Below are 5,886 nucleotides of genomic sequence, written 5' to 3'. Positions count from 1 at the left end.
GTTTGGTGAAAGCGGCGATATTTTGCTGACAGATCTGTTCAATTACGGCATGCCGTTAATCAGGTATCAGAATGGCGACCGGGCGACGTTACACAACAACCTGTGTCAGTGTGGTAACCCGTTGCCTGTTATGTCCAGTGTCGATGGCCGGAAACTTGACGTGATTAAAACGCCGTCCGGTAAATTAATCCCGGGTGAGCTTTTTCCGCATTTATTCAAAGAGTTTCCTGGCATTTATAAATTTCAGGTGCGCCAGAGTCAGCTGGATGCTTTGACTATCAATATCGTGGAAAAACGTCCTTTGACGGAGTCTGAACGGGTCGCTATTACCAATGAGATAAACCGCTACAGCGAGGGAGAGCTGACGCTGACGATTAATATTGTTGATGATATACCTCTTACCGCAGCCGGTAAGCACAGAGTGACCGTATGCGAGGTATAAGCTGATGTCACGTCGCAAGCTTGTTATCATATCTAATTTATATCCTCTGCCATGGGAGCCGGGGCGCGCCAGTTTTAACCGGCAGCAGTTTGCTTTACTTGAATCTGACTACGAGCTGTCGATACTGGTGCCGGTGAATTTTATCGACTGGTTCAGACACATCCGGAAAGTATCGCAATCTGACCGTGTTCGCTATGCCCCTTACTTCTTTCTGCCTAAGATCGGGCGGCGTTTTTATGCTGTTTTTATGTTTCTGTCGTTGTTGCTGCACTCTGGTTTGTGGCTCAGGAAGCGTGCTCCTGACGTGATGCTGGCGAGTTGGGCCTACCCCGACGCCGTAGCGGCCAGTTGGTTGGCGTCTTTGTTTGGCTGCAAATTCTATTTTAAAGTGCACGGCTCTGATATTCATATGCATGGACTGGAGGCAGCCCGGGCAGTACAGATAAAACGGGCGGCTAAAACAGCGAGTGCAATCATCTCTGTATCAGAAGAGCTCAAAGCGCAGATGGTCGGCTTAGGGATAGACGGTGCTAAAGTCCGGGTAATATACAATGGCGTAGACCACGCGTTATTTTCCGGTACATATCCGCGTAAGATTGATAAACCTTATATGCTGTTTGTCGGAAATTTGAAGCAGGATAAAGGTGTAATGGAACTGCTGCAGGCGTTTACTGCGGTGGCTGACCGCTTTACTGAACATCAGCTGGTGATTGCCGGTGACGGGGCCATGCGGGATCTTATGCTGCAAAGTATCCAGAAGCAGGGGATTGCCGATAGGGTTGTACTGCTTGGCAACGTTAAGCATAAAGAGTTGCCAGCATTGATGCAGTATGCAAGTCTGGTGGTATTGCCCAGCTACCATGAAGGAGTGCCGAATGTGCTGTTAGAGTCTATGGCAGCGGGTACTCCTGTTGTGGCCACGGCGGTTGGCGGCATCCCAGAGATAGTTGAACAGGACGTTACCGGAATTCTGGTGCCGTCACCTGAGCCGGTTGCGTTGGCCGCAGCATTGGAGCAGGCATTACAGCGACAGTGGCATCGCAGTGCCATACAGCAGCACGCTATGCGCTTTAGCTGGCATAAAAATAAAGCACAAATGTTACAAATGCTTGGATAAGAATATACAACAACGGACTGCGTGAAACAGCGAGTCAGAGCCATAAGTTGTAAGCGCCAGGGTGGCGCAAATGAAAAATGGAGACAACAAGTAATGCGGGTAAGTGGAATTTCGCGTATGTTACGCGGCCTGATACCTCAATCAATTTTGCGACGAAAATACAGTTCAGGCGAACCGGCACTGTATTTGACGTTTGACGATGGCCCGCACCCTGAAGTGACGCCTAGGTTGCTCGATTTGCTGGACAAATATAACGCCAAAGCCAGTTTTTTTCTGATAGGTATAAATGCAAAACAGTACCCTGAGCTAGTGACTGAAATCGCCAAACGTGGACATACAGTTGCTAATCACAGTTATCAACATCTGGCGCTGCCGAAATTGTCATACGAAGCTCAGCTGGCCGAGATAAATCAAAGTGGTCAAGTCATCGAGTCTATCTTACGCAAGCCTTGCATCCATTTTCGTGCGCCCAGAGGACAGTGGAGTTTTCGTGTATTACTTAGCCTGCGTAACATGAGAGTCAAAGCCGTGCACTGGAGCCGTGATTCAATGGATTATCAGAAAGTTGAACCTGCAATCATCGTTAAAAATCTTTTGGATAACCCGCTTACTGCCGGCGATATCGTGTTGTTTCATGATGACAACGATTGCTGTATAGCAGCACTGGATGAGCTTCTGCCGGTATGGCAACAGCAAGGCTTTCAACTGAAGTCGCTGGAGTCCTGATATGAATATTCTGTTTCATCACCGGACGCGCGGTAAAGGGGCTGAAGGTGTACATATCATGGGGGTTACAAAGGGGTTACGTTCACTTGGTCATAGCGTGCACATTTTGTCGCTACCCGGTGCAGATCCGGAAGCAGATCGCGCTGCCTCTGGCAGTGCGCAACACCAGAACACGACTGCGCCAAAACAGAAAGGTACGCTTGTCAGGTGGTTATTGGATTTAACCCGTTATGTACCGGAGGCGGTATTTGAGTTATTCGAGTTAGCGTATAATTTGCCGGCAGTACTAAGGTTACGCCGCGCGGTTAAGCTTCACAAAATTACCACCATTTACGAGCGTTACTCCTTGTTTATGTTTGTCACGGTGTGGTGGGCCAGGCGAAATAAAATTCCGGTCATTCTTGAAATTAATGACTCTTGTCTTGTACATCGGGTCCGGCCACTTTTTTTCAGGGCTTTGGCGCGGAAAATTGAAGGCTGGGTATTCAGAAATGCGACCGGGCTGGTTTTTATATCCGGGCACTTTCAGCAGGTTGCAAAAGATGGTTATTGCAACATAGCGCCTTCAGTTGTTTCACCCAATGGGGCTGATTTGACGCAGTTTATTATTGATGAGCTGGCGGCGAAGCAGTTAAGAGAAAAACTGAATATTGATGATAAAGTGGTGCTTGGTTACGTCGGGGCGTTTGTGCACTGGCACGGTATCGACTGGTTTGTTGACCTGATAGCCGACAAAATCAAAGATTATCCGGATTTAGTATTATTGCTGGTTGGTGACGGTGTCAGCTTCGAGCCAATAAAGCAGCGTATTGAACAGGCAGGGATAACCTCTCAGATAATTTTAACCGGGCGCGTTGCTCATCAAGAAATAGCCACCTACATAGGCGCAATGGACTATGGCATCTTGCCCGATTCTAATGACTATGGTTCGCCAATGAAGTTGTTTGAATTTATGGCGATGGCCAAAGGGATGGTGGTCCCCGATTTTTCACCTGTTACTGAAGTGGTGAAAGATAACGAGACAGGTTGGTTATTTCCGGCTAATGATCGAAATGCCTGTATTGCACGCGTGCTGCAGCTTGTTGCAGATAAAGAGCAACAATGCCGGGTGGGAGAAAATGCGCGGCACTATATTGAGCAGCACCGGCAATGGAAACATAACGCAGAGCAGCTTCTGGGGTTATTGCCTGATGCATAAACTGACTGCAGATTTACGTCGCAAGCAACAGATCTTTCATGAAGATGGTGCTAATGTCAGTATGCTAAGGGTTATCATGGCTGACGGCACCTGTGCAAATGTGTTGTATCGTTTGATGCGTTGGTTTGCTGAAAGAAGATTGTCACCGGTTGCCTACCTGTGCTACCAGTTGAATAAACTGCTCAATGGCTGTGTTATCGGAATAGGAGCAGATTTTGGCCCTGGCTTTGTGCTGATGCACCCGGTTGGAGTGGTGATCAACTCAAAAGTACGGGGAGAGACCAATATTACCCTTGAAAGTGGTGTTGTTATTGGTGACGAAAAAGGCCGCTCGCCGGTGCTTGGCAGCGATATTTTCATTGGTGCCGGCGCGAAAGTAATTGGCCCGGTGCATATTGGCAATAAAGTGAAAGTCGGCGCCAATGCGGTGGTCACCAAGTCTGCGCCTGAATCGGCTACGATGCTTGGTGTGCCGGCAAAGCCATATTTACGTTAATTAAGGAAAGGCAGTATAACCATGGAATGGGTGTTTTGGGGCAGTATCGCGGTAATACTTTACAGTTATTTCATTTATCCGCTGTTGCTGATGTCTGCCAGTGCGCTGGTGCAGCTATGGCGTGACAATAGTTATATCTGGCGCGGCGAAAACCAACGCAGTGTCCAACACTTGGTTGATGACAATCTGCCAGCCGTTACCGTTGTCATAGCAGCTTACAATGAGCAAAGCTGTATTGCGCAGCGCGTGGAGAACATTCTGCGCCAGGATTATCCAGCAGATAAGCTTACTTTGTTAGTTGGCTCTGACGGTAGTAAAGACCGCACCGCAGAAATTCTTGCTGACATCAAAGACCCCAGGTTAAAGGCGCATTTATTTACTGAAAATCGCGGTAAGGTAAGTGTGCTGAACGAGCTGCTGAGCTTGGTTGAAACCGAGATAACCGTACTAACCGATGCTAATACTGCATTTAAACCTGACACTATCCGCTGCCTGGTCAGACACTTTGCTGACCCTGATGTCGGAGCCGTATGCGGTGAACTGCAACTGGTAGATGGCCAAAGCGGCAACAACCGTGATGGCGTGTACTGGCGCTATGAGCGGTTACTGAAATTCCACGAGTCGCGAATTAATGCGCTATTGGGTGCTAATGGCGCTAACTATGCGATCAGGCAATCGCTATACACACCTTTGCCTGCCAATACTATTGTCGATGACTATAAAATAGCGATGAATATTGCCCGTTTAGGATACGTCCTGAAGTATGACCCTGAAGCTATTGCTACGGAAGACAGTGCGCCGACGATAAAAGATGAAATGGGCCGCAGGATCAGAATTGGCCTTGGCAATTATCAGGCGTGTTTTAGTATGCCCTGGATGTTCAGTCCAAAAAATGGTGCCCGTTTATTCAGCTATATCAGCCATAAAGTTATGCGTTGGTTCGTACCGCATATGATGGTAACAGCGGCTGTCAGCAATGTGTTTTTACTGGATCAACCGGCGTATATGCTGATATTCATTATGCAGGTTCTGTTTTATTCGCTGGCATTTTACGGCTATCAGAAGCATAAAGCAGGCAAGCTGTTATCAATGCCGGTGTCGTTAGTGGTATTTTTCGTATCAATGAATTATGCATTGGCTGTAGGTTTTAAACGGTATTTTTCTACAAATATTCAGGGTAACTGGCAGAGGACAGAAAGGTAATGTGGGTGTTATTGGTATTTATTGTTGTTGCCGCCGGATTTGCGTTTCTGGCTATCATTCGTCAGAAGAATATGCAGAACTGGTTGTGGAATTATATCCGCCATCTTTCTAAAAGGTCTGCTCAGGTAAATGGCCCAAAACACGTATTGTTTTGTTTTGTAGATCACTATGAACCGCAGTGGGGACGTAATATCTCACTGGAGCAGGAGAGAGCCAGGGTTGACCGTTGGTTTAATGATTACCCTGCAGTTGCCGGTCAGTTTAAAGATGCTGACGGCTGTTTTCCAAAACACTGCTTTTACTATCCGGAAGAGGAATATCGCCATGAACATCTGGCGAAGATATCTGATCTTTGTTATCGCGGTTTTGGTGAAATTGAGGTGCATCTGCATCATGACAACGATACCAGCGATAACTTACGCCAGACACTGAGCAATTTTACAGAGATGCTGCATCGCGAACATGGTGCTTTCGTGCGCAACCCAGAGACCGGCAAGCTAAGTTACAGCTTCATACATGGTAACTGGTGCCTGAACAACTGCCGCCCAGACGGGCGCTGGTGCGGTGTAAACGATGAGTTGATTGTATTAAAAGAAACCGGCTGTTATGCCGATTTTACTTTTCCTTCTGCACCGAGCGATACACAGCCGGCGATGGTCAATGCCATTTACTATGCCAAAGACAAGCCAGGGCAGCCTAACTCC

Annotated in this window: 7 protein-coding genes; all 7 read left to right on the top strand. The window is 47.6% G+C overall.

What is annotated here, in order from left to right:
* Positions 1 to 442, top strand: a 442-nt coding sequence (locus VIN66_RS00425; RefSeq protein ID WP_331922151.1) for a hypothetical protein, incomplete at its 5' end; no start/stop codon positions are given.
* Positions 443 to 446: 4 nt separating this feature from the next.
* Positions 447 to 1,559 (top strand): glycosyltransferase, encoded by a 1,113-nt coding sequence (locus VIN66_RS00420; RefSeq protein WP_331922150.1) that lies wholly within the window; start codon positions 447 to 449, stop codon positions 1,557 to 1,559.
* A 93-nt stretch (positions 1,560 to 1,652) separates the two neighbouring features.
* Complete coding sequence (locus tag VIN66_RS00415; protein WP_331922149.1) at positions 1,653 to 2,285, top strand: polysaccharide deacetylase family protein; 633 nt, start codon at positions 1,653 to 1,655, stop codon at positions 2,283 to 2,285.
* Between the two features lies 1 nt (position 2,286).
* A complete protein-coding gene (locus tag VIN66_RS00410; protein ID WP_331922148.1) occupies positions 2,287 to 3,483 on the top strand; it encodes a glycosyltransferase family 4 protein in 1,197 nt (398 codons plus the stop codon).
* Positions 3,476 to 3,979, top strand: a complete 504-nt coding sequence (locus VIN66_RS00405; RefSeq protein WP_331922147.1) for a hypothetical protein — start codon at positions 3,476 to 3,478, stop codon at positions 3,977 to 3,979. The genes VIN66_RS00410 and VIN66_RS00405 overlap by 8 nt, the downstream gene beginning before the upstream one ends.
* Positions 3,980 to 4,000: 21 nt before the next feature.
* Positions 4,001 to 5,182 (top strand): glycosyltransferase family 2 protein, encoded by a 1,182-nt coding sequence (locus VIN66_RS00400; RefSeq protein WP_331922146.1) that lies wholly within the window; start codon positions 4,001 to 4,003, stop codon positions 5,180 to 5,182.
* The coding region (locus tag VIN66_RS00395) for a hypothetical protein (protein ID WP_331922145.1) at positions 5,182 to 5,886 on the top strand (705 nt) is incomplete at its 3' end. The genes VIN66_RS00400 and VIN66_RS00395, both read left to right, overlap by 1 nt.

The sequence above is a fragment of the Rheinheimera sp. genome (assembly GCF_036568245.1).
In the GTDB taxonomy this organism is placed as follows: domain Bacteria; phylum Pseudomonadota; class Gammaproteobacteria; order Enterobacterales; family Alteromonadaceae; genus Alishewanella.
The sequence above is the reverse complement of the archived record's forward strand: the minus strand, read 5'-3'. Positions and strand labels throughout refer to the sequence as shown.